Annotated in this window: 20 protein-coding genes and 1 pseudogene; 14 read left to right on the plus strand and 7 right to left on the minus strand. The window is 73.3% G+C overall.

All coding sequences use genetic code 11. The features are described 5' to 3' along the window. The first annotated feature begins 7 nt into the window (after positions 1-7). Entirely contained in the window at positions 8-685 is a 678-nt protein-coding gene (locus ACFWTC_RS30515) for an RNA polymerase sigma factor (protein ID WP_383919858.1), read from the plus strand. A 202-nt stretch (positions 686-887) separates the two neighbouring features. On the opposite strand, the gene ACFWTC_RS30520 is transcribed toward ACFWTC_RS30515, so the two are convergent. Then, positions 888-1,229 (minus strand): BatC protein, encoded by a 342-nt coding sequence (locus ACFWTC_RS30520; protein ID WP_383919861.1) that lies wholly within the window; start codon positions 1,227-1,229, stop codon positions 888-890. 44 nt (positions 1,230-1,273) lie between these two features. Next, positions 1,274-1,744, minus strand: coding sequence for a MarR family winged helix-turn-helix transcriptional regulator (locus ACFWTC_RS30525; protein WP_383919863.1), 471 nt, complete (start codon positions 1,742-1,744; stop codon positions 1,274-1,276). 238 nt (positions 1,745-1,982) lie between these two features. Here ACFWTC_RS30525 and ACFWTC_RS30530 point away from each other — a divergent pair, with 238 nt between their 5' ends. The 4 genes from ACFWTC_RS30530 (at position 1,983) to ACFWTC_RS30545 (ending at position 6,286) form a co-directional block, all read left to right on the plus strand. Further along, positions 1,983-3,206 carry an MFS transporter gene (locus ACFWTC_RS30530; RefSeq protein WP_384029230.1) on the plus strand — a complete coding sequence of 408 codons (1,224 nt, stop codon included), beginning with the start codon at positions 1,983-1,985 and terminating at the stop codon, positions 3,204-3,206. Positions 3,207-3,278: 72 nt separating this feature from the next. Beyond that, positions 3,279-3,716 carry a heme-binding protein gene (locus tag ACFWTC_RS30535; RefSeq protein ID WP_383919866.1) on the plus strand — a complete coding sequence of 146 codons (438 nt, stop codon included), beginning with the start codon at positions 3,279-3,281 and terminating at the stop codon, positions 3,714-3,716. Between the two features lie 113 nt (positions 3,717-3,829). Continuing rightward, positions 3,830-5,428, plus strand: coding sequence for a glycoside hydrolase family 20 protein (locus tag ACFWTC_RS30540; protein WP_384029228.1), 1,599 nt, complete (start codon positions 3,830-3,832; stop codon positions 5,426-5,428). 273 nt (positions 5,429-5,701) lie between these two features. Next, complete coding sequence (locus ACFWTC_RS30545; RefSeq protein ID WP_383919871.1) at positions 5,702-6,286, plus strand: hypothetical protein; 585 nt, start codon at positions 5,702-5,704, stop codon at positions 6,284-6,286. A 115-nt stretch (positions 6,287-6,401) separates the two neighbouring features. Here ACFWTC_RS30545 and ACFWTC_RS30550 read toward each other — a convergent pair whose 3' ends face one another. Together ACFWTC_RS30550 and ACFWTC_RS30555 are read right to left on the minus strand one after the other, a co-directional pair. Continuing rightward, positions 6,402-6,725, minus strand: a complete 324-nt coding sequence (locus tag ACFWTC_RS30550) for a DUF3040 domain-containing protein (RefSeq protein WP_384029226.1) — start codon at positions 6,723-6,725, stop codon at positions 6,402-6,404. 124 nt (positions 6,726-6,849) lie between these two features. After that, positions 6,850-7,665 carry an endonuclease I family protein gene (locus tag ACFWTC_RS30555; protein WP_384029224.1) on the minus strand — a complete coding sequence of 272 codons (816 nt, stop codon included), beginning with the start codon at positions 7,663-7,665 and terminating at the stop codon, positions 6,850-6,852. 297 nt (positions 7,666-7,962) lie between these two features. Between ACFWTC_RS30555 and ACFWTC_RS30560 the strand changes: the two genes are divergently transcribed. Further along, positions 7,963-8,637, plus strand: coding sequence for a hypothetical protein (locus ACFWTC_RS30560; RefSeq protein ID WP_383919879.1), 675 nt, complete (start codon positions 7,963-7,965; stop codon positions 8,635-8,637). 66 nt (positions 8,638-8,703) lie between these two features. Here ACFWTC_RS30560 and ACFWTC_RS30565 read toward each other — a convergent pair whose 3' ends face one another. Continuing rightward, positions 8,704-9,516, minus strand: a complete 813-nt coding sequence (locus ACFWTC_RS30565; protein WP_383919881.1) for a glutamate ABC transporter substrate-binding protein — start codon at positions 9,514-9,516, stop codon at positions 8,704-8,706. Positions 9,517-9,731: 215 nt separating this feature from the next. On the opposite strand from ACFWTC_RS30565, the gene ACFWTC_RS30570 reads away from it, so the two are divergent. After that, the gene (locus tag ACFWTC_RS30570) at positions 9,732-10,850 is read left to right on the plus strand and encodes a hypothetical protein (RefSeq protein WP_384029222.1); all 1,119 of its coding nucleotides are present in this window, start codon (positions 9,732-9,734) and stop codon (positions 10,848-10,850) included. Between the two features lie 109 nt (positions 10,851-10,959). After that, positions 10,960-11,496 (plus strand): TerD family protein, encoded by a 537-nt coding sequence (locus ACFWTC_RS30575; RefSeq protein WP_383919887.1) that lies wholly within the window; start codon positions 10,960-10,962, stop codon positions 11,494-11,496. A gap of 595 nt (positions 11,497-12,091) precedes the next feature. Here ACFWTC_RS30575 and ACFWTC_RS30580 read toward each other — a convergent pair. Continuing rightward, positions 12,092-12,715: a TetR/AcrR family transcriptional regulator gene (locus tag ACFWTC_RS30580; RefSeq protein ID WP_383919890.1), complete on the minus strand. Its 624-nt coding sequence runs from the start codon at positions 12,713-12,715 to the stop codon at positions 12,092-12,094. A 153-nt stretch (positions 12,716-12,868) separates the two neighbouring features. On the opposite strand from ACFWTC_RS30580, the gene ACFWTC_RS30585 reads away from it, so the two are divergent. The 4 genes from ACFWTC_RS30585 (at position 12,869) to ACFWTC_RS30600 (ending at position 15,521) form a co-directional block, all read left to right on the plus strand. Further along, on the plus strand, positions 12,869-13,834 hold the full coding sequence (locus ACFWTC_RS30585) for a phosphatase PAP2 family protein (protein WP_384029220.1): 966 nt from the start codon (positions 12,869-12,871) through the stop codon (positions 13,832-13,834). Further along, complete coding sequence (locus ACFWTC_RS30590; protein ID WP_383919896.1) at positions 13,831-14,835, plus strand: hypothetical protein; 1,005 nt, start codon at positions 13,831-13,833, stop codon at positions 14,833-14,835. Before ACFWTC_RS30585 ends, ACFWTC_RS30590 begins: the two co-directional genes overlap by 4 nt. A gap of 5 nt (positions 14,836-14,840) precedes the next feature. Further along, a complete protein-coding gene (locus tag ACFWTC_RS30595; RefSeq protein ID WP_383919898.1) occupies positions 14,841-15,173 on the plus strand; it encodes a hypothetical protein in 333 nt (110 codons plus the stop codon). Positions 15,174-15,254: 81 nt separating this feature from the next. Beyond that, positions 15,255-15,521 (plus strand): GlsB/YeaQ/YmgE family stress response membrane protein, encoded by a 267-nt coding sequence (locus tag ACFWTC_RS30600; RefSeq protein WP_383919900.1) that lies wholly within the window; start codon positions 15,255-15,257, stop codon positions 15,519-15,521. On the opposite strand, the gene ACFWTC_RS30605 is transcribed toward ACFWTC_RS30600, so the two are convergent. Then, positions 15,488-15,709 (minus strand): hypothetical protein, encoded by a 222-nt coding sequence (locus tag ACFWTC_RS30605; RefSeq protein WP_384074789.1) that lies wholly within the window; start codon positions 15,707-15,709, stop codon positions 15,488-15,490. The genes ACFWTC_RS30600 and ACFWTC_RS30605 overlap by 34 nt on opposite strands. A 68-nt stretch (positions 15,710-15,777) precedes the next feature. On the opposite strand from ACFWTC_RS30605, the gene ACFWTC_RS30610 reads away from it, so the two are divergent. Together ACFWTC_RS30610 and ACFWTC_RS30615 are read left to right on the plus strand one after the other, a co-directional pair. Then, entirely contained in the window at positions 15,778-15,930 is a 153-nt protein-coding gene (locus ACFWTC_RS30610; protein ID WP_384029261.1) for a hypothetical protein, read from the plus strand. Positions 15,931-16,292: 362 nt separating this feature from the next. Then, positions 16,293-17,222 (plus strand): annotated as a pseudogene (locus ACFWTC_RS30615) (peptide-N4-asparagine amidase); the annotation flags it as partial. Between the last annotated feature and the right edge of the window lie 208 nt (positions 17,223-17,430).

Genomic DNA, 17,430 nt, shown 5'->3' on the forward strand with positions numbered 1-17,430 from the left:
GAACCACGTGCTCCACCTCGCACCGACCGCCGGCCCCGCCGCTCCCGTCATCGACCGGGCGCGGCGGGGCCTGTGGTCGTTCCTGCGCCGCGACCGCTCCTCCCCGCCTGCGGCCGGGCACGCGTACGCGTACCCGTACGAGCGACCCGGCGGCCACGGGCCCGCCCACGGCCACGGGCCCGCCCCTGGGGACGGGGCCCCGCCCACGGTCAGCGCGCTGTACCACGCCCACCGGCTGGGCATGGTGCGGCTGGCCGTGCTGCTCGTCGACGACCTGGCCACCGCTGAGGACGTGGTCCAGGACGCCTTCACCGCCCTGTACCGCCGCCACGGGGAGCACATCACCGAGGTGGACAACGCCCTCGGCTACCTGCGCACGGCGGTGGTCAACACCTCCCGCTCGGTACTGCGCCGCCGGCGGACCGTGCGGGCGTGGACACCGCCGGCCGCGGCCGACGTGCCGTCGGCGGAGGCGCACGTCGTGCTCGGCGAGGCACACCGCGAGGTGCTCGCCGCGCTCGGCAGACTGACCCCGCGCCGGCGGCAGGTCCTGGTGCTGCGGTACTGGGCCGACCTCAGCGAGGCGGAGATAGCGGCCACGCTCGGCATCAGCCGGGGCGCGGTCAAGTCGAACGCGAGCCGGGGACTGGACGCGCTGGAACGGATTCTGGAGGGTCGGGTATGACGCGTACGACGCACGACGCCGAACACCCCGCCGAGCGGCGGTTGCGGCAGGCCCTCGACGCCCGCGCCGCCGGGATCACCGTGCGCGACCTCCGCCCGGCGGACCCGCCGGGGACGGGCCTGCGGCGGTCTCCGGTGGCGCGGCTGCGGGGGTTCACGCTGCCCCTGGCCGGTCTCGCCGCGGCGGCCGCGGCCATGGTGGGCTACCTGGTGCTCGCGCCGGACCCCGGACCGCCCCGGCCGGTCCCGCCGGCCGCGCCGCCGGAGCTGACGCCGTCCACCCCGACGCCGGGCCGGTCACCGTCCGTGCACCCGTCCCCGTCGGCCGGGACCGCGGAGCCGGCGGAGCCCACTTCGGCCCCCGGCCCGGACGCGACGGCGTCGTACCCGGTCCCGCGGGCGACGCCGTCCGTGACCCCGACGTCCAGGGCGGGGAACCCGTCGGCAGCCCCCGCGGCCTCGTCGCCGCAGCCGCCGGGCGGGCCGAGCCCGTCCCGGCAGCCGTCCTCGTCCTCGTCGGCCCCGTCGGCCGGCCCGGGGTCCACGCCGTCGTCACCGGGGCAGCGCTGACGGGACCGCCCACTCGTGGTCAGTGCCCCCGGGGCGCTGCGGGGGCGGTGTTCTCCACCGCCGTGACCAGCGGGGCCAGCTGCGGGTCGAGCGCGGCCTCGTCCAGGGCCTCGCGCAGGGCGGCGTCGTTCGTCGGGCGGGCAGCGGCGAGGAGGTCCAGGCCCGCCGCGCTCACGTCCGTGTAGATGCCGCGCCGGTCCGTGTCGCAGATGTAGCGGTTCAGCAGGCCGCGGTCCTCCAACCTGCTGACCAGGCGCGTCGTCGCGCTCTGGCTGAGAACCACCGAGTCCGCGACCTGATGCATCCGCAGGTGCCCGCCCGGTCCGCTGTGCTGGCGGCTGAGGACGTCCAGCAGTGAGAACTCGCGCACGCTGAGGCCGTGCCCCGCCTGCAGCGCCCGCTCGATGTTCGCTTCGATCCGCCCATGCAACAGGGAGAGCGCGCACCAGCCCTGCGAAAGGGCGGTGAGCGCGCTATCCGTGGCCGTCATGGGCTCCTCCAACTGCGGATGCGGTGGTTCCGGTGCTTCGGTGCTTCGGTGCTTCGGTGCGGGGCGTGGCGGCACGTGCACCACCAGGATAGGCCACTCGCGCAATATCCCGCGTTTGCGTATATCCCGCGTCTGCAATTAAATTGGACGCATGCAAGCGGCGACAGCAACGCATGTCGCCCTCGGCGGCCGCGCGCCGCACCCCGCTCCACCACCTCCCTGAAGGGCACCTCCCCTCATGCCTCTCGCACTCCTCGCCCTCGCCATTGGGGCCTTCGGGATCGGCACCACCGAATTCGTGATCATGGGCCTGCTCCCCGAGGTCGCCGGCGACTACGGCGTCTCGATCCCCACGGCGGGCTTCCTGGTCACCGGCTACGCCCTCGGCGTGGTCATCGGCGCGCCGCTGATGACCGTCCTCGGCACCCGCATCCCCCGCAAGCGGACGCTGATGCTGCTCATGGGCCTGTTCATCGCCGGGAACGTGCTCTCCGCGCTCGCCCCCGCCTTCGGCGTCATGCTGACCGGGCGCGTGGTCGCCTCCCTCGCCCACGGCGCCTTCTTCGGCATCGGCGCGGTCGTCGCCGCCGAACTCGTCGCCCCCGAGAAGAAGGCCGGCGCGATCGCGATGATGTTCACCGGCCTTACCGTCGCCAACGTGATCGGCGTCCCGCTCGGCACCCTCGTCGGGCAGACCCTCGGCTGGCGCGTCACCTTCCTGATCGTCGCCGGACTCGGCGTCCTCGGCCTGCTCGGCATCGCCAAGCTGGTGCCCGAACTGCCCCGGCCCGCCGGCGGCGTCCGCATCCGCAGCGAACTCGCCGCCTTCCGCAACGTGCAGGTGCTGCTCGCGATGGCGATGACCGTCCTCGGATTCGGCGGCGTCTTCGCCGCGATCACCTACATCAGCCCGATGATGACCAACGTCGCCGGCTTCGCCGACAGCTCCGCCACCTGGCTGCTGGTCCTCTTCGGCCTCGGCATGGTCGCCGGCAACCTCATCGGCGGCCGGTTCGCCGACCGCGCCCTGATGCCCATGCTGTACGTGTCCCTCGGCGCCCTCGCCGTCACGCTGGCGGTGTTCACCCTGACCGCCCACACGAAGACCGGCGCTGCCGTCACCATCGTGCTCATCGGCGCCCTCGGCTTCGCGACCGTCCCGCCGCTGCAGAAGCGGGTCCTCGACCAGGCCGCCGGCGCGCCCACCCTCGCCTCCGCCGTCAACATCGGCGCCTTCAACCTCGGCAACGCCCTCGCCGCCTGGCTCGGCGGGCTCGTGATCGCCGCCGGCCTCGGCTGGACCGCCCCGAACTGGGTCGGCGCGGCCCTGGCGGCTTCCGCCCTCGTGGTCGCCCTCGTCTCGGGCGCGCTGGAGCGCCGTACGGCCGCCGGCGTCCTCCCGGCCGACGCGGACCGGAGCGCGGCCGCGGGGAGCGCCGCACCCGTCCCCGCCCACCACTGACACCCGCCGACCCCCACCCCGGCCCGTACCGAATCCCCGCACCCAGCCCGTACCGTTCAAGGAGCACGCACCATGCCGACCACCACCCACCCCACCCGCACCGCCGTCGCCCCGCTCACCACCGGGGACGCCGAGCTGCTCGTCGCCGCGGCCCGCGACGCGGCCGACGCGGCCGGGGTCACCGTGGGCGTCTCGGTCCTGGACGCGGGCGGCCACCTGCTGGCCTTCCGCCGCGACGACCGCGCCGTCCTGATCTCCGGCGAGACCAGCACCCGCAAGGCCTTCACCGCCCTCCAGCTGGACGCGCCCACCGCCGACCTGGCCGCCGCCGTCCGGCCCGACGGCCTCTTCCACACCCTGCCGACCGCCCTCGACCGGCCACTCCTCTTCATCGCGGGCGGCCTGCCCGTCCACCGCGACGGCCGCCTGATCGGCGCCATCGGCGTCGGCGGCGGCGCCCCCGACCAGGACCACGGGTTCGCCGCGGCCGCCCTCGACGCCCTGGTCTGAACCCGCCGGGTCGCGCGCCCGTGTCCCCCGTGCCACGTTGGTACGGGGGACACGGGCGCACGATGCGAAATCCGAGGCGACACATGAGGGGGCGACACATGAGGGTCCACGCCATGGCGACGGCAACGGTGGCCGCGCTGGTGACCCTCGCCGTCCCGAGCTGCTCCGCCGCATCCGAGAAGACCCCGGCAGCCGCCCCCACCCCCGGAAACAGCACCCCGGCCCGGGCCACGACCCCCGGAGCGGCCGACCCGACCCCGGCCCCCACTCCGACGCAGACGTACCCGATGTCGACGGCCCCGAGCACCATCCCCGCCGTACGCGAGCACGTCCCGGCCCGCGGTCCCGGCTGGAAGCCCGCCACCGGCGCACGCGTGATCGTCGGCGCCGACGACGCGGCGGCACTCACGGACGAGGCCAAGCTGCTCGCCGGCGAACTGGGCATGGGCTTCGCCGAGGCACAGGACCCCGACCCCGGCGACGTACAGCTGTCCATGGACGACGCCGCCTCCAAGGCGCCCGAGTCGTACACCCTCACGGTCAAGGACGGCCGGGCCAGGATCACCGCCCGCGACGAGGCCGGCGTCTTCTACGGCACACGCACCCTCAAACAGGCCGTGAAGGTCGCCGGCTCCGCCCCGGAGGGGACCGTGCGCGACGCCCCGGCCCGCCCCCAGCGCGGCCTCAACCTCGACATCGCGCGCAAGAACTTCACCCCGGACTGGATCGAGGACCGGCTGCGCGAGATGGGCGACCTCAAACTCAACCAGCTCGGCCTGCACTTCTCCGACGACCAGGCCTTCCGGATCGAGTCCGACAGCCATCCCGAGATCGTCTCCACCCCGCACCTCACCAAGGCTGAGGTCCGCCGGATCACGGCCCTCGCCGCGAGCCTGCACATCACCGTGGTCCCGGAGATCGACTCGCCCGGACACCTCGGCGCGGTGCTGCGCGCCCACCCGGACCTGCAACTGCGCGACGTACAGGGCAAGGCCGTCAAGGGCGCGGTGGACATATCCAACCCGGCCGCTGCCAAGCTCATCGACGAACTGTTGCACGAGTACCTGCCGTTGTTCCCCGGCGGTGCCTGGCACCTGGGCGCCGACGAGTACCAGGCCCTCGTCGTCCGCGACCCGCAGGCCTCCTTCCCGCAGCTCGCCGCGGCCGCCCGGGAGCGCTACGGGCCCACGGCACGCGTCCAGGACCTCGCGACGGGCTGGCTCAACGACCGCGCGGACGTGGTCCGTCCGTCCGGCAAGGCGCTCAAGGCCTGGAACGACGGCTTCTTCTCCGGCGGGGTCGCGAAGGCCGCCGGGGACCTCCAGGTCGAGTACTGGACGGGCAGGGAACTCGGCGCCCGCCCGCCGCTGGAGTACCTGCGCGAGGGCCGCAAGGTGGTCAACCTGAACGACGAGTACCTGTACTACGTCCTCGGCCAGCCCAACCAGTTCACCTACCCCACCGGCCGGCGCATCTACGAGGAGTGGACCCCGCTGGTGCTGCGCGGCACGACCCCGGTCCCCGCCCGGTACGGGCCGCAGATACTCGGAGCCCGGCTCGCCGTGTGGAGCGACCTGGCGAACGCCCAGACCCAGGCGCAGGTGGCGCAGGGCATCCGCACCCCGCTGGCCGCGCTCTCCCAGAAGGTCTGGGACGACCGTCAACCCGCCCGCACCTGGGCGGAGTTCAAGGCCCTGTCCGACCGCCTCTGACCGCGAGGCGGGCGGCGTCTATTGACGATCACAGGAATGCGATATGCCCCTGTTCATGTATCGCCTCGAGCGTCCTGATGCCGCGAGTCGACAGGCGTTGGAGGGCAGGGGATTATGGAAGCGAAGGCCTGTCTTTCGAGCGGTTCGGTACGTGCGTGGGGAGCGTACCCGTCCCGTACGACGAAACCGCTCGGGGTCCCGGTCCGCATGCCCGCCTCCGAGGCGCGGACTTGACGTCCTTTACCCCTCTCCCACCAAGGTGAGGACCACGAGATGAACAAGCGCACTCGCATCATCTTCTGTACCCCCCTCCTGGCCTGTTCGCTCGCCATCGGGCCGACGGCCGCAGCGGTGTGGGCGGCCAGTCCGCAGGCCGTGCCGTCCGCGGCGTGCTTCGTCGAAGCGAAAGCGGGCGACGCGACCAAGGCCATCGTCACCGGCGAAGGGTTCACCAAGGGGACCAAGGTCACCATCGACCAGACCGACGGCCCCGGCGGCGTGCTGATCACCGTGGGCGAGGACGGGAAGTTCACGGCCGCCGACGTACCCGCCGGCAAGTACACGGCCACGCAGGCGGGCGGCGGCGGAATCAACGCGACCTGCCTGGGCGGCCAGGCGGCCCAGGACGCCGTCAACCAGAAGGCCGTCGACACGGCGCGGAAGGCCGGCGCCAAGGAGGGCTTCACGGACGGCAAGGACCTGGCCCAGTCCGGTGTTTGTGACGCGAAGCCGAAGCTGAAGCCGCCGCCGCAGGGCCTCGTGCCTGACGCCGCCTCGCAGAAGGCCGCGAAGGAAGCGCACGACGCTGCCTACACGGCCGCCTTCGACTCGGCGCTCAAGAGGTACTGCACCGACTAGCTCGTGCCCCGTGTCCTGTGTGCCGATGTCACAGCGATGGCAGCGGCACACAGCCATGCGCCGCCCCGCGGGTGGGGTCGGCCGCATGTCACACCCCGTGATCCCGCGGCGCGGCCTATACCCGGCCGTCGGGGTTTCGGCCGGCCGTGTGGTCCCGGCGCTGCCAGTGGCGGAGGAGCCACCGGCCGAGCAGCGGTAGCGCGGTCACCACGGTCAGGGTCCAGGTGGCGGCGAACGCCCAGATCAGGGGTTGCGACACGGTGACCGAGGCCGCCACGAACAGGGCCGCCGTCACCGTGCCCAGCAGGCAGGCCACCACGATGCGATGGCGTCGGGGAGCCGAGCGCAGCATCCGGTCGAGGGGGCGGTCCTGCCTGAGTTGGGCCTCGATCGCGGAGAAGGCGCGCTGCTCGCGATCCGAGAGTCCGGCTCCGTCCATGGCGACGTACCTCCGTCGGCTCGGCCACCGGCCGCGGGGTGCGGTCGGTGGCCTGTGACCGGCGAAATACCCTTCCTGGCGCGGCCCAACCCCCGCGCCGTGCGGTCACCGGACCGCCGCAGGGTCACCAGATGGAGGCGACCCACTCCGGGTGGTCGATGAACGGGTTCCGGTTGTGCTGGTAGCTGTCGAATATGACCTGGTTGCGACGCTTCTCGAAGGCGTCCGGCGGGTCTTGCTGGCTCCACTGCTTGAGGACGCTGATCCGGCCCATGGCGGGTGCGGATCCGTTGTTGACCTTGTCGTTCACTTCGAGATTCGCGAAGCCGTCGCCGCCGTCGTAGCGGACCGCCATGTACAGCAGCATCCGTGCCACGTCGCCCTTGACCGCGTTCCGCGGCTCGAAGGAGTCGGAGTCGGTGAAGCTGCCGGGGGCCTCGCCGACGGGGCTGCCGCCCTTGTCGAAGTCCTTGTTCCCGCGCGTGCTGTTGACGGTGACGTCCTCGGGGCGCAGGTGGTGCAGGTCGGTGCCCGGGCCGGTGACGGTGCCGAAGTCGCCGTGGCTCTTGGCCCAGACGTGCTCGCGGTTCCAGTCGTTGGCCCCGCCGCCGTTGGTGGACTTGGACTGGGAGCGGCCGGAGTAGAGCAGGATGACGTTGTTCGGGTTCGCCGGGTCCTGGTCGGTCGCCTTCAGGGCGTTCCACACCCCGTCGTAGTTCACCGTGGACTGGGTCTTGATGATGTTGTGCAGGGCCGACTTCAACGCGGCGCCGGTCTTTCCCTCGGCGGCCGCGTAGTACGGCTCGATCGCGGCGGTACCGGTCGCGGCGGCGTGGGGAGCCGCCGTCCGCTCCTGTCCGGCCGAAGCGGTGGCCGGTACGGCCAGCAGGGCGATCGCCGCGAGGCCGGCGGCCCCGGGAGTGAGGCGGGAGAATCTCATGACGTGGGGGTTCCTCTCCACACGCACCGTCCCCGCCCTTGCGGTTGGCGGGGTGTCAGGTGGCTGATTGAGGCTCGCATTGTCATGTGCTGATCAGATGAAAACCATGTGTCCGGAACGCGGAAATCAGTGTTCCCGCCGGGGCGGAACGCCGCGCCACGTGCGGTGTCGGGGCGGAACGCGTGCGGCGGGCGTCCGCCCGATGCCTGATCGGCGCCCGCAGCCGGGGCTGTTGTCAGTAGCGGGTGCGAGGCTGGATCCGATACGAACCGCTCGCAGTGACCAACGGGGTTTTCGATGAGTGAACGATCCGGATCCGCCCTGCTCCCGGCCGGTTTCGGCGCCGCCTGGTGCGCCACCGACCTCGGCGAGTACCGCGCCTGCCGCTACACGTACGAGCGCTACCCCTACGAGACGCTGCCGCCGCTCGACCCGAGCCGGTTCACCGGCGCCTTCGAGGAACTCGGAGGAGCGGGCGACGCCGTCCCGCAGCAGGTGGCCAAACTCGAAGCCCTGGCCGGCCTGCTCGACGCCCAGGGCCTGCGGCTGCCACGGGACTTCACCGTCTTCCAGACCTCCGCGCGCCTGCACCGCATGCTGGACGAGGTCTCCGTGACGGGCTGCTGGAGCGACGTCTCGGACCCGATACCGAGCCCGGTCGAGCCGGGGGCCTTCCTCGTCCGCTTCCTGCGGGACCAGCAGGACTGCGTCATCTGGTACCTCTACCTGCGACCGTCGGGCGAGGCGTTCGTCGTGCACTCGCACCTCGACTACGCATACGAGGGGGACCACCTCGGCGACACGGAGGAGCAGCGGACCGCCATGCTGTGGTGCGCGCCCTCCTTCGAGGAGTTCGCCCACCGCTTCTGGATAGAGAACCGGCTGTGGAGGGCGGTGCACGGCGGCGACCCCTCCGGCCTCGACCCGCTGCTGCGCGGCTACCTGGCGCACTACGCGCCGCCCACGGCGTGAGCCGCGGCACGGCTCCGGACGCGACCCGCCGCGCGGAGGCGGGGGCGGGCCGCGGGCCGGTGCGGGTCAGCCGACCGGGGCGACCTGCGGGGCCGGGTCGTACTTGAAGTTGGCCGGACCGAAGTTCTTCTTCACGGCCTCGTCCCAGGAGCCGTCCTGGACCATCTTCTTCAGCGCGTCGTTGATCTTCACCTGGAGCTCCTTGTCGCCCTTCTTGACGCCGATGCCGTAGTTCTCGTTGCTCAGGCTCTGGCCCGCCAGCTTGAACTTGCCCTCGTTGCCCTTGCGCGCCACGTACCCGGCCAGGATGGCGTTGTCCGTGGTCATGGCGTCCGCCTGGTTCTCCTGGAGGGCGACGAGGCACTCCGAATAGCCGGGAAGCTCCAGGATGCTCGCCTTCGGCGCCAGGCTGGTCTTGATGTTCTCCGCCGACGTGGAGCCCGTCACCGAACAGAGCCTCTTGCTGTTGAGGTCCTCCGCCCTGGTGATGCTGTTGTCAGTGGCGCGTACGAGCAGGTCCTGGTGCGCGACGAAGTACGGGCCGGCGAAGTCGACCTTCTCCTTGCGCTTGGCGTTGATCGAGTAGCTCGCGGCGACGAAGTCGACCTCGTTGTACTGGAGCAGCAGCTCGCGGTCGTTGCTGAAGACCTGCTTGAACTCGACCCGGTCCGCGCTGTAGCCGAGCTGCTTGGCCACGTACGTGGCGACGTCCACGTCGAAGCCGGTGAACGATCCGTCGGCCTCGCGCAACCCGATGCCGGGCTGGTCGAACTTGATGCCGATGGAGATCCCCTTGGACTCTTCGTCGCCACCGCATCCGGAGGTGGTCAGCGCGAGGGCGATCACTGCGGAGACCGCGCCGGCCTGGGGAACCTTCATGCTGCACTCTTTCCTCGGAACGCGGGACGTGCGCGGGGATCGCCGGCGCACGTGGAACCACGGGGACGCGGGGGGACGTCGTGACACGTGTACGAGGAAGCTAGGAAGACGACGGGCGCAGCGTCACTAGATCTGAGTAAAACTTGAGGATAACGATCCGGATCGGCCACAGGATCTGCGGTCGAAACGGGCCGGAGCGGGATAAAGGGGTGGGCATGGGAGCAGGTTCGGTACGCATCGACGGAAGCACGCTGCTACTGGGCGAGGGGGTGCGGATCCGGTTCGTCCGGACCCTGCGGCTGCCCGAGTGGGGTACGCACGCGCTGCCCCCGGGTCTCGGTGACTTCCCGCTGCGCAGGGTCGAGGACTATCCGGACACCGTGCCGCCGGAGTGGCTGGCGAAGGGCGGCGTGATGCTGCCCGTGTACCTGCGCGAGGCGATGTGGCTGAGCTTCGGCGGGACCCGGGAGCCCGGGGCCCTCCAGGTCGGCGTCGGCAAGGTGTGCGCGGTCTCCGGCGAGCGCTGGACCGGACGGCTCGCGCGCACCCCGCAGAACTACCTGGTGCTGCCGCGCCAGCCGTGGCTGGACGGGATCAACTCGGGCGAGGGCACCGTCCGCCAGTTCGTCGCAGTGCCGCTGGGGCTCGGCGCCACCGTCGAGGGGCAGATCACCGGCGAGGAGACCACCGGCGGTGTGCAGCTCCAGGCGTTCCCGCTGCGCGCGGGGGCGCTCGCCGAATGGCGCCGGGCGGAGGAGGAACGGCTCCGGGTGGAGCAGGCCAGGCTCCGCGCGGCCCTCCCGCGGTACGGGGCCGGCCCGCCCCCGGGTGCTCCCGGCGCCGTCGGCGGGTACGGCGGCGCGGTGCCCATGCCGATGGCGGCGGCGCCGGGCGGCCTCCCGCAGTCCGGATCGGCCCCGCGCGCCGCGGCGGCGCCCGCTCCCGCCCCCGCGATGGGGCTGGGCGCCGGCGGCTCCATGCACCAGGAGGTCTACCGCGACGACCGGCCGCTGTCCGACTGGGACGAGCAGCCGGCCGCCCGGGTCTTCGTCCACCTGGTGACCCCGCCCGCGTGGCGCCGCATCACCGGGGAGGAGGCGCCGCCGTCGCCCGTCGACCGGGCCGCCTACACACGGGCCGGGCTGCCCTGGTTCGACTACTACGACGAGTCCGGCACCGACCTCGCCCCGGCCGGACCCCTGGGTCAGGTCAAGCCGGTGGGGGAGTGGCTGGGCGACGACCACACCCCGTGGTCCGAGCCGGTTCCCGGCCAGATCAAGCCGCTCGGAAACGCCCCGCGGCCGGGCAAACCCGTGCAGGACGGCAACTGGTGACGCCTCCGGGCGGCGGGCCCGCGGCCGGGATCGTACGGTCGCCCGGCCCGCCGCCCGGGCCGCGTGGCACGATGGCCTGGCAGATCCCGGCAAACGGAGGGGGAGTTCGGTGACCGGTGTACGCAAGGGCCTGGCCAAAGTAGAGGTCGCACTGCGGTGGGACCCGAGTCGGGCCGGCACACCGGCGAACGACCTGGACATAGTCGTCGCGGTCTACGGCGCGGCGGACCTGCACGGCAGCCCCGTCCACCTGGTCCACTTCGGCAGCAGGTCCCCCGACGGCACCATCACCCTGAACCGGGACAGCCACACCGGCCAGGGCTTCGGCTTCGACGAGGTCATGACCCTCGAACTGGACCGGATGGCAGCGGAGTTGCGCCGGGTCGTGGTGGGCGTGGTCATACAGCGCGCCGACGCGGGCGACGCCGGGAAGACGTTCGCCGACATCGAGGGCGCGGGCGTCCGCATACGCGAAGGACACATCGACCTGGCGGCGACCGACTTCGACTCCATCGCGACCGCCAACGCGGCCACGGTGGCCGAGTTCGCCCGGGACGACTCGGGCGGCTGGTCGTTGACCGCGCGCCTGCACGGCTTCGACTCCGACCCGGAGGAGTTCACCCGCATCATGGGAGCCGCCCGCTGACGCCCCCGAGCGGCCTCCCGCCGTGGAGGCGGCGGTCTGCCGGCGCGTCCGGCGCCTCCACGGCGGGGGTCAGACCGCCGACGCCCGGAAGGGGTCCGCGGGAACGATCTGCGCCTCGCCGAAGAGCCGCTCCAACGCCTCGTGCCCCTGACGCCTGCGGAACGCGATTTCGGCAGCTGTCACCGGCGGAGTCCAGAGGATGCGGGCGTGGCCCCCGGGTAGCGGACAGTGCTCAAGATCCGGGCCGTGGAGGTAGGGGCAGGCTGATCAGCAGCTGGCCGCAGGTCGAGCCGGGCACCCACGGTTCACCGATGGGCATGCTGTGCTCCAGGGCCGGCTGATGGCCGCCGCAGTGGTAGTGGGCGATCATGGTCGTGCCCCGACGTGCGATGCGACGGCACGTGCCGTCGGCAGCTTCGCATGGTGCACCTCGTGATCATGACAGACCTCGAGCGGTGGCGGGCCGCGCAGATCGGGCGGCGGGCACTCCGCTCGGGAGTGGCCGCCGCCCGGTCCGGGTGGCGCGCTGCCGCCGTCCCCACGAGGCAGCGCGGGCGGTCCGCCGTCCGGTCATCGAGCCGGCGGGCCACCGGTATCAGGGGGTCGGGCCGTCCGGGGAGCCGGGCGGGGTCAGACCCAGGGCGGGCAGCAGGACCGCGTCGACGAAGCGGACCAGGTACTCGGCGTCGGCGTACCGACCCTCCAGCACCGGCCGGATGCGGAGCACGCCCATCAGCTGCGCCGGCAGGAACTCCACGGCCGGGTGGTCCGCGGTGATCTCGCCCCGCGCCACGCCCCGCGCCACCATCTCGTCGAAGGCGGCCAGCTCCGGCCCGACCAGGGCCTCGCGCAGGGCGGCCTGGAGCTCCTCGTCGCTCAGGACCGCGTGCCCGAGGGCCTGCATCAGCCGGGTGTCCCGCCCCGAGGTGCAGCCGGCGATCCGGGCCGCCTCGCGCAGGTCGCCCGCCAGCGACCCGGTGTCCACCGCGACCAGGGTGCCCTGCCGGCCGGCCCGCAGGGCGGCGGCGACGAGCTGGGGCTTCGTCTTCCACTGCCGGTACAGCGTGGACTTGCCGCAGCTGGCCCGTGCGGCGATGCCCTCCATGGTGAGGGCCTCGTAGCCGTCCTCGCGCAGCTGGTCCAGGACGGCGTCGTAGAACTCTTGCTCCCGCTCCGGGCTGATCTTGGAGCGGCGCGCGGTGACCGGCGTCGACGTCATGGGCTGCGGCTCTCCTCGGGGGCGCTTCGGTGGCACGTTCCAGTCCGGAGTGTACGGGAACGCGAGCGTATCGGTACAGCGGCGTATCGATACGCGAATGTATCGATACACTGGCGTGTCGATGTGCGCGCATACAGGAAGCGAGACCGGGGGATGACCTCCCACACCACGCCTGCCGGCCCGGCAGCCGGACCGAGAGCCGCGCGCCGCCGCCTCATACGCGAGCTGCTGCTCGTCGCCGGACTCTTCACCGTCTACAAGGCGGGCCGGACGCTCTCGACCGGCCGCACCGATGAGGCCTTCCGCAACGCCGGGTGGATCTGGGACGCCGAGCGCACCCTGCACCTCCCGGGAGAGGGTCTGGTGCAGGGGCTGCTGCTGCACGGGGAGACCCTCGTGCGCACCGCGAACACCTACTACGCGGGCGTCCACTTCCCCGCGACGGCACTGTTCCTGGTCTGGCTCTATGCCCGCCGCCCCGCCCACTACCTCTGGGCCCGCCGGGTCCTCGTCGTGCTCACCGGAGCCGCCCTCGCGCTCCACCTCGCCCTCCCGCTCGCACCTCCGCGGATGCTCGGCGCGGCGCACCTCGTCGACACCGGGCAGGTCTACGGCCCCACCGTCTACCGGGCCGCGCCCGCCGCCGACACGATGGCCAACCAGTTCGCGGCGATGCCCTCGCTGCACTTCGGCTGGGCGCTGATGCTCGCGCTGGGCATGATGGCCGCCACCCGCTCCCGGCTGCGGGTGCTGTGGCTGCTCCACCCGCTGGTGACCCTGCTCGTGATCGTCGGCACCGCCAATCACTACTGGCTCGACGCGATCGTGGCCACCGTGCTGCTGGGGGCGGCGCTGCTGCTGATCTCCCGACCGGGCGCCGCGGGCCCGACGCCGGGCGCGGGCCCCGGCATCGCCGAGGCGTCCGAGACGTCCGAGAACTCCGCGGCACCCGCACCCTCCGCCACCGAACGCGCCGGTGCCGGCGTGGCCGGCGTGGCCGGTGGCGGAGGCGGCGTGGCCGGTTGCGGCCCGGGCGTGCCCGATGCCTCCGGAGCCGTCCCCGTACGCCGCCTGCCGCGCCCGGGCGGCAAGTGCGCCGCCGTGGGAGCCGGACGGTGAACGCCACCGTCCTCGCCGTAGGGCTCTGCCTCGCCTCCGCCGTGACGTACGCGGCCGCCGCCGTCGCGCAGGAGCGGCTCGCCCGCGCCGCCGAGGCCCGTACCGCCAAGGCGCTGTTCGGCAACGGCGCCTGGTGGTGGTCGGCCGGGCTGAACGCCGCCGCGGCGCTGCTGCACGCGGCGGCCCTGCGGTACGGCCCGCTCACCCTGGTCCAGCCCCTCGGCGCGCTCACCCTGGTGGCGGCCGTTCCGCTGGGGGCACGCGGAGCCGGGCGCCGGGTCGCGGCCACCGAATGGCGGGGCACGCTGGCCACCGTCGCCGGACTCGGCCTGCTGCTGCTCCCCGCGTCCGGGCCGGCTCCCGACGACACCCTCACCCTGGCCGAGGCGTTCGCCGTCTCCGGCGCCACGGCGGCGGTGATCCTGCTGCTGACCGCCGCCCGGGATCCGCGTTCGGGGCTGCGGCACGCCACGGCCTCCGGACTCGCCTCCGCGGCGGCCTCCGCCCTGACCCAGACGGTGGCCGTGGCGGGCGGCCGCGGGGGAGCCCTGCTCAGCGTCCGGGTCGTCTCGGTGGCCGTGCTCGTCGTGGTCTTCGCGGTCGGCGGGATGCTGCTGTCCCAGCGTGCCTACCGCGGCGGTCTGGGCGCCCCGCTCGCCGTCGTGAACCTGGCCAACCCCCTTGCCGCCGCGGCCATCGGCATGGTGCTGCTCGGGGAACGCCTCCAGGGCGGTGCGGCGGGCGTGCTGCTGGCGGCGGCGGGAGCCCTGGCGGCCGCGCGCGGCGTGCTCCTGCTCACCCGGACGCCACCGGCGCCGACGGGCGCCGCCGTGGCCGCGGGCGCCGCTGCCTCGGCGGGCTCTGTCGTTCCCGCGGCTCCGATCACTCCCACGGCTCCGATGGTCCCCGTGGCCCCGATCGCCCCGGCGGTGCCGTCCGCTCCCGCGGTTCCCGCCGCCCCCGCCGCTCCCGCCGGACCGGCCACCCGTGTGGCAGCATGACGCGCATGGCTGAAGGATCGTCCCTTTCCCTGTGGTCCAAGGACTCGGTGCTGTCGATCGGCTCGGTGGGCTCCGTGCTCTCCGTCGGTTCGGTCGGGAGCGTGCTGTCCATCGGATCGGTCGGCTCCGCGCTGTCCGCCGCCTCCATCGGTTCGTCGCTCTCGCTCGGCTCCGCCGGCTCGTGGCTGAGCGTGGGCTCGGTCCTCTCCGCGCAGTCCGCCTTCTCCGTGCTCTCCTGGCGCTCCCGCGGCGCCTTCCTGGCGGCGGGCGCGGTCGGCGCGGTCGGCGTCGCGACCCTCGCCGTGCTCGCGCTGACCAGGCCGGCTGCGCGCCGCTGAGCACGGCCCCGAGAACCGTTTCGGCTCCGCTCGCGTCCTCCCCGGTGAACGCGACGCACCACCGAAACGGAGTGACTGGTCATGGGGTTCGTGAGCTGGATCATCCTGGGACTGCTGGCCGGAGGCATAGCCAAGGTCCTGCTGCCCGGCCGGGACCCGGGCGGCCTGATCGGCACCATCCTCATCGGCGTCGCCGGCGCCTTCATCGGGGGCTGGCTCTCGGCCACGTTCCTGGACCGCCCGATCCAGACGCAGTTCTTCGACCTCGCCACCTGGGGCTCCGCCATCGCGGGCTCGCTGGTCCTGCTGATCGGCTACCGCATCCTGTTCGGCAACTCCCGCGACTGACCGCCCAGGTCGAGTCCGCCGAGGGCCACGCTGTCGCGCACCGCGCCGTGGAGGATCAGGGCGGCCCAGCCGTTGCGCCGGGCGGCGCCCGCGATCAGGTCGCCGACGAGGGCGGTGCGCAGCGAGCCGCCGCCGTCCACGACGAGGACGGCTCCCTCTCCGGGGCCGTGGACGAGCTCGCGCAGCAGCGCGTCGTCCCCGTGGCCGGCGAGCGTGCGGACCGGGCCGGCGAAGAGGCGTCAAGGCCTCGGGCACGATCCCCCGCAAGAGCGGCAAGAGCGGCAAGAGCGGCAAGAGCGGCGCGGGCGCCGTGGACGGGCCCGTCACGATCAGCGAGGTCACGTTCCGCCCCGGGGACACCGTGTACGCGGACGACGACGGCGTGGCCGTCCTCCCCACCGGCAGCTGACCGGCCCCCGGCGGGTGCTGTTCCCTCGCCCGGCTTGAGGCGTCCGCGGCCCCGGCGGGAAACGGCCGCCGGACTCCCGCTGGTGGGCGGTCACCCCCGCCGTGACCCGTGGTGGCACCGGTCGGGGCCACCCGGCCCGCAGGCGGAGCCCCCGGTGGCACGCGGTCGGCCGGCCGCGGGGCAACGGCCCCGTCCAGTGGGCCACCAGAGCCCCGCTGGGAGGCGAGCGCTCCCGCCGGAAGAGCGCCGGGGCGCCACCGCCCCGCGTACAGAGCTTGAGTCCCGTCGCGGGGGCCGGATCGCGCCAGGGCGGGGCGGCCCGCCCTGGTGTGCCACCGGACGCCGGGCTTCACTCCGGGGCCATGACACGACACCGGATCATGCGCCTGCTCGGCGCGCTGACCCTCGCCGCGGCCGGCCTGGCCGGCGCCTCGGAACCCGCGACGGCAGCCGCGAGCCCGGCTGCGTACCGTGCAGCGGCCCCGTACCGTGCAGCGGCCCCGGGCGTAGCCGCCGACCTCCGCCCGGCCCCGGCCCCCGCCCCCGGCGGCGTGACCCCGCCCGCCGAGTTCGGCACCGACTGGCACGACCCCCTCACGCCCGCTCCGCCCGTCGCCCGCCCCGCGACACGGTCCTGCCGGGTGACCCTCGCGGAGGCGCGGTTCCGCGACTTCACCCCGTACCGGGGCTCCTACGCACCCCCCGCCGGCTGCGGCGCCGACCACTGGGCCGCGGTCGTGCTCCGCCTCGACGGGAAGGTCAAGGGCCGCCAGTACGACCGTCTCGGCCACCTCTCCCTTGGCGGCGTGGAGATCCTGCGCACCTCCACGCCCCAGCCCTCGCCCGACGGCATCACCTGGTCCGTGGAGAAGGACGTCACCCGCTACCGCGACACCCTCGCCCGGCCGCAGCCAGTCGAGATGCTCATCGGGAACGTCGTCGACGACACCTACACCGGAGTCATCGACGTCACGGTCACCCTGACCTTCCACGCAGCCGAGGGCCCCACCGGACCGGCCGCGACCCCCGACCGCGTCCTGCCGCTCACCAGCCCGGCCGTCACCACCCCGCGCAACACCGAACGGCTCCTCGCCGAGGTGTACGCGACCGGCTCCGGCGGCGGCTGCGAGGAGTACTGGTACCTGACCGTCCCGGACGCGGCCCCGTACTCCTGCAAGGCGGCCGACGGCCCGTACCGCGAGGTCCGCGTCCACGTCGACGGCCGGCTCGCCGGCCTCGCCGCGCCCTTCCCCACCGTCTGGACCGGCGGCTGGTCCAACCCCTTCCTCTGGCAGGGGTTGGGGAAACGTTCCCGCAGGTGAAAGGCTCGCAGCACGCGCAGTCGGGCATTGATCGGGCACATGGGCGCACCGGGTGCCCCAGGGGCATTGCACGAACGGGATTCGTCCGGTTCGCCGGTCTCGTGAGTGACGTGGTGTCATGTCCGTGTTGGGCAGGGGTATCCGGACAGCAGAGCAGGCACGGTGCCGGTGATCATGT

It is taken from the genome of Streptomyces sp. NPDC058619 (assembly GCF_042717785.1).
Taxonomy (GTDB): domain Bacteria; phylum Actinomycetota; class Actinomycetes; order Streptomycetales; family Streptomycetaceae; genus Streptomyces.

Excerpts from the sequence above, each read along its gene's own strand:
- ACFWTC_RS30525 (WP_383919863.1), bottom strand. The coding sequence starts at position 1,744 with ATGACGGCCACGGATAGCGCGCTCACCGCCCTTTCGCAGGGCTGGTGC.
- ACFWTC_RS30530 (WP_384029230.1), top strand. The coding sequence starts at position 1,983 with ATGCCTCTCGCACTCCTCGCCCTCGCCATTGGGGCCTTCGGGATCGGC.
- ACFWTC_RS30535 (WP_383919866.1), top strand. The coding sequence starts at position 3,279 with ATGCCGACCACCACCCACCCCACCCGCACCGCCGTCGCCCCGCTCACC.
- ACFWTC_RS30540 (WP_384029228.1), top strand. The coding sequence starts at position 3,830 with ATGGCGACGGCAACGGTGGCCGCGCTGGTGACCCTCGCCGTCCCGAGC.
- ACFWTC_RS30545 (WP_383919871.1), top strand. The coding sequence starts at position 5,702 with ATGAACAAGCGCACTCGCATCATCTTCTGTACCCCCCTCCTGGCCTGT.
- ACFWTC_RS30550 (WP_384029226.1), bottom strand. The coding sequence starts at position 6,725 with ATGGACGGAGCCGGACTCTCGGATCGCGAGCAGCGCGCCTTCTCCGCG.
- ACFWTC_RS30555 (WP_384029224.1), bottom strand. The coding sequence starts at position 7,665 with ATGAGATTCTCCCGCCTCACTCCCGGGGCCGCCGGCCTCGCGGCGATC.
- ACFWTC_RS30560 (WP_383919879.1), top strand. The coding sequence starts at position 7,963 with ATGAGTGAACGATCCGGATCCGCCCTGCTCCCGGCCGGTTTCGGCGCC.
- ACFWTC_RS30565 (WP_383919881.1), bottom strand. The coding sequence starts at position 9,516 with ATGAAGGTTCCCCAGGCCGGCGCGGTCTCCGCAGTGATCGCCCTCGCG.
- ACFWTC_RS30570 (WP_384029222.1), top strand. The coding sequence starts at position 9,732 with ATGGGAGCAGGTTCGGTACGCATCGACGGAAGCACGCTGCTACTGGGC.
- ACFWTC_RS30580 (WP_383919890.1), bottom strand. The coding sequence starts at position 12,715 with ATGACGTCGACGCCGGTCACCGCGCGCCGCTCCAAGATCAGCCCGGAG.
- ACFWTC_RS30585 (WP_384029220.1), top strand. The coding sequence starts at position 12,869 with ATGACCTCCCACACCACGCCTGCCGGCCCGGCAGCCGGACCGAGAGCC.
- ACFWTC_RS30595 (WP_383919898.1), top strand. The coding sequence starts at position 14,841 with ATGGCTGAAGGATCGTCCCTTTCCCTGTGGTCCAAGGACTCGGTGCTG.
- ACFWTC_RS30600 (WP_383919900.1), top strand. The coding sequence starts at position 15,255 with ATGGGGTTCGTGAGCTGGATCATCCTGGGACTGCTGGCCGGAGGCATA.